The following is a 3,560-nucleotide window of genomic DNA, read 5'->3' on the forward strand; positions in this document are numbered from 1 at the left end:
GGGGGTGGCGGTCGCCGTCGGGCTCACGGTGGTGGTGGGGCGCCCGCTGGGGGAGGCGGTCACGCCGTCGTCGACGGAGCACTTCACGTCGTTGATCCGGCAGTTGACCGGATCGCCCGCCTTCGCCGCGGACTTCGTCACGAAGCCGACCTCGGCCGTCTTCCCCGCGGCGATGTCCTTGTTCCAGCTCGCGGGGCGCACGGTCACGTGCTGCCCGGACGCCGTGTAAGTGGCATTCCAGAGCGAGCTGATGCTCGTGCCCGCGGGCAGGTCGAACGTCAGCGTCCAGTCGGACAGTGTCCCGTTCGAGGAATTGGTGATCTCGTACCGGCCGGTGTACCCGGTGCTCCAGTCGCTGGTCTTGCTGTACGCGGCACCGACGGTGGCGGCCTGGGCCGAGCCCGCGAGCGCGAAGGCCCCGGCCGCGACGACCGCGCCCGCGGTCACGCCCCCGAGGAGGGCGACCTTGCGGGTGGGACGACGACGATGTGAGTTCCTCATGAGGCCGCACGCTAGCGATGCCGATTCGGACAAATGCCCAGATCCGTGCGGGCGTTCGACTTCTTATGGCGCGCTTAAGGGAGCCATCGGGGCCGGTTAAAGGTTCAGACCTCTGCGGGCGGCGCGGTGCTGCCCGTGGCGGGTCGGTCGGCCGGTCCCCGCCGCCCGGGGCCGGCGGCCATTGTCAAGCCCCGAAATCCAGGGGCATGACGCGGGGCACGTGGCCGGGGTTAATGGAGACATGGGTTCACGCAGGGCCGGGAATTCGCAGTGAAATTCCGGACAGGACCGTTCGCCGTACATACCTCCCCGTAATTCCTCACGCAAGGAGAACCCCGATGACTCGCACACGACGTCTGGTAGTCCTCACCGCTTCCGCCGCGCTGGCCGCGGGAGGTGCCCTGATCCCGACCACGGCGTTCGCCGCCCCGGCCTCGGCGCAGGCCGGCTCCGCGGTGACGCAGACCTCCCAGCAGCGGGCCGGCGCCGTCAGCGGCTACGTCAGTGACGACTACTGCTATTCCGGGGAGGACGCATAGTATTACTACTACGAGGCCTGCGACATTTATTGGGGTTGAACGGACCGGATATCGCGGGATCCGATCCGAATACCGGCCGGGTGGCGAGAGCCATCCGGCCTCGGTCGTTCAGGGCCCCGTGGCCGCGGCGGTCCGCTTCAGCCGCCTGCGGCGCACCACGCGGTGGTTCCGCTTGCCGCCCGCGGCGAGCGGCCGCAGCGCGATCCACACCCGGATCTCCGCGCCGCCCAGCATCGAGGAGCCGAGCCGGACGTCGCCCCCGGTGGATTCCGCGAGGCGCCGTACGATGTCCAGCCCGAGGCCCGTGGAACCGTCGCCGCCCGCGCCCTGGCCGCGTCGCAGTGCGGCCGCCGGGTCCTTGATGCCCGGGCCTGCGTCGGAGACCAGCACGATCACCGCCTCCTGGCTGCTGTGCACGTCCACCGCGAAGGCCGTGCCCTCGGGGGTGTGCCGGAAGACGTTGCCGAGCATGGCGTCCAGCGACGCCACCAGTTCGGCCCGCGCCACCGGTACCCGCACCGGGCGTTCGACGCCCGCGGTGCTCACCTCGCGGCCCTGGTCCTCGGCGAGCGCCGACCAGAAGGCCATCCGCTCCCGGATCACCTCGGCCGCGTCGCAGCCCACCGCGACCGGCTGGCTCTGCGCCTGCTGGGCCCGTGCGGTGCGGATGATCTGGTCCACCTCGCGCTCCAGCTGCGCCACCGCGTGCCGGGTCTGCTCTCCGGCGGGGCCGTCGCCGAGCGAGGCCGCGTTGAGCCGCAGCACGGTCAGCGGGGTCCGCAGCCGGTGCGACAGGTCGGCGGCCAGCTCCCGTTCGTTGGCGAGCAGTTGCACCACCTGGTCCGCCATCGCGTTGAACGCCACGGCGGCGGACCGCAGTTCGGCCGGGCCGTCCTCCGGGACGCGTACGGTCAGGTCCCCGCGCCCCAGGCCGTGCGCGGCCTCCGCGAGCCGCTCGGCCGGACGCACCAGGCGCGTGCCGAGCCGGTCCGCCACGGCCACCGCGCCGACGATCAGGCCCACGCCGACCAGCGCCAGCACCGCCCAGGCGGCGGTGACCCCGCGGCTGACCTCGCCGTCCGGCACGAACACCTCGACCACCGCAACCGAGCCAGAACCGACCGCGGTCGGCTGGAGCAGGGCGTAGCCCCCGGTCACCGGGACGGTGGAGGCCCGGCCCAGTTCCGACGCCCGGTCCAGGTCGGCGTCCGGGGCGTGCGGGTCGCCGATCTCCACCCCCGCCGTGCCCTCCGTCGCCGGCACCCGCACCGCGATCCGGCCGTCTGCGCCCGCCTGCGTCGAGGCCACCGCCCGCTCCAGCTGGGTGCGGTCGGTGGTGATCGCCAGCGCCGGCCCTATGGCCGCGGCCTGCCGCTCCGCGTTGCCGAGCGCCCGGTCCCGGGCCATCTCCTTGACGGTGAGCGCCAGCGGCACCGCGAAGGCGACGACGACCATGGCCGTCACCGCGACGCAGACCTTGACCAGCGCCCACCTCACCGCGGTGGCTCCAGCTTCACGCCCACCCCGCGCAGGGTGTGCAGGTAGCGCGGCCGGGCCGCCGTCTCCCCCAGCTTGCGCCGCAGCCACGACAGATGGACGTCGATGGTCTGGTCGTCGCCGTACGACTGCTGCCACACCTCCGACAGCAGCTCGCGCCGTGCCACCACCACGCCCGGCCGGGCCGCCAGGAAGGACAGCAGGTCGAACTCACGGCGGGTCAGGTCCAGCGGCGCCCCGTCCAGGAGGGCCTGGCGGCGCAGGACGTCGATCTGCAGCCCGCCCACCCGCAGCACGCGGTCCGCCTCCGCCGACCGCGAGCGGCGCAGCACCGCCGCCATGCGCGCCGACAGGTGCTCGACCGAGAACGGCTTGATGAGGTAGTCGTCGGCACCCGCGTTGAGCAGCCGCACGATCTCCGACTCGTCGTCCCGCGCCGTCGCGATGATCACCGGCACGTCCGTGATGCCGCGCAGCATCTTCAGCGCCTCGGCCCCGTCCAGGTCCGGCAGGCCGAGGTCCAGGATCACCACGTCGAAGCCGACCTGCGCGACCTCCCGCAGCGCCTCCAGGGCCGTGCCCACGCTCCGTACGGTGTGCGCGGCCTCGGTGAGGTGCCGGATGAGGGCGGAGCGCACGAACTGGTCGTCCTCGACCACGAGCACACTTGCCATGGCCCGCAACTTAGCCCATGAGGGGGATGCCGGGTGGGCGCGAGCACGTCAGAACGTGAAGCGCAACCCCCGGCTCCTTCCGGCGGGTGCGTCCGGCACTATGGGCGGATGCGAAAAGGACTGGCGCACGCCGGAGCGTGGACGCTCGCCACGAGCGCCGCCGTCGCACTGTCGTGGTTCGGCGTCCACCACGTGCTGGCGGGCACGGCCTACGACCCGCCGCGGGCCCTGCCGATCTCCGAGCCGGTCTCCGACAAGGTCCCCGCCCCCACGCAGTCCCGGGACGGCGGAGCCACCCACCGCGCGGCCGGGCCCACGGCCACCGGCCCGGCCGCGCGGTGGGTGGCTC

The 3,560-nt window shown here is 73.1% G+C and carries 4 protein-coding genes and 1 pseudogene; 2 read left to right on the forward strand and 3 right to left on the reverse strand.

What is annotated here, in order from left to right:
- A partial coding sequence (locus PV350_RS45610) for a cellulose binding domain-containing protein (protein WP_500339195.1) occupies window positions 1-501 on the reverse strand: 501 nt, incomplete at its 3' end.
- A gap of 338 nt (window positions 502-839) precedes the next feature.
- On the opposite strand from PV350_RS45610, the gene PV350_RS45615 reads away from it, so the two are divergent.
- Window positions 840-1,040 (forward strand): hypothetical protein, encoded by a 201-nt coding sequence (locus PV350_RS45615; protein WP_500339196.1) that lies wholly within the window; start codon window positions 840-842, stop codon window positions 1,038-1,040.
- 108 nt (window positions 1,041-1,148) lie between these two features.
- Here the strand turns inward: PV350_RS45615 and PV350_RS45620 are convergent, their stop codons facing one another.
- Together PV350_RS45620 and PV350_RS45625 are read right to left on the reverse strand one after the other, a co-directional pair.
- Complete coding sequence (locus tag PV350_RS45620; RefSeq protein ID WP_499512027.1) at window positions 1,149-2,537, reverse strand: sensor histidine kinase; 1,389 nt, start codon at window positions 2,535-2,537, stop codon at window positions 1,149-1,151.
- Window positions 2,534-3,211 carry a response regulator transcription factor gene (locus PV350_RS45625; protein WP_499512026.1) on the reverse strand — a complete coding sequence of 226 codons (678 nt, stop codon included), beginning with the start codon at window positions 3,209-3,211 and terminating at the stop codon, window positions 2,534-2,536. The genes PV350_RS45620 and PV350_RS45625 overlap by 4 nt, the downstream gene beginning before the upstream one ends.
- A gap of 108 nt (window positions 3,212-3,319) precedes the next feature.
- On the opposite strand from PV350_RS45625, the pseudogene PV350_RS45630 reads away from it, so the two are divergent.
- Window positions 3,320-3,560 (forward strand): annotated as a pseudogene (locus PV350_RS45630) (hypothetical protein); the annotation flags it as partial.

This window comes from Streptomyces sp. PA03-6a (genome assembly GCF_033792765.1).
Classification (GTDB): domain Bacteria; phylum Actinomycetota; class Actinomycetes; order Streptomycetales; family Streptomycetaceae; genus Actinacidiphila.

Coding starts and splice junctions, on each gene's coding strand:
- PV350_RS45615 (WP_500339196.1), top strand. CDS start 840: ATGACTCGCACACGACGTCTGGTAGTCCTCACCGCTTCCGCCGCGCTG.
- PV350_RS45625 (WP_499512026.1), bottom strand. CDS start 3,211: ATGGCAAGTGTGCTCGTGGTCGAGGACGACCAGTTCGTGCGCTCCGCC.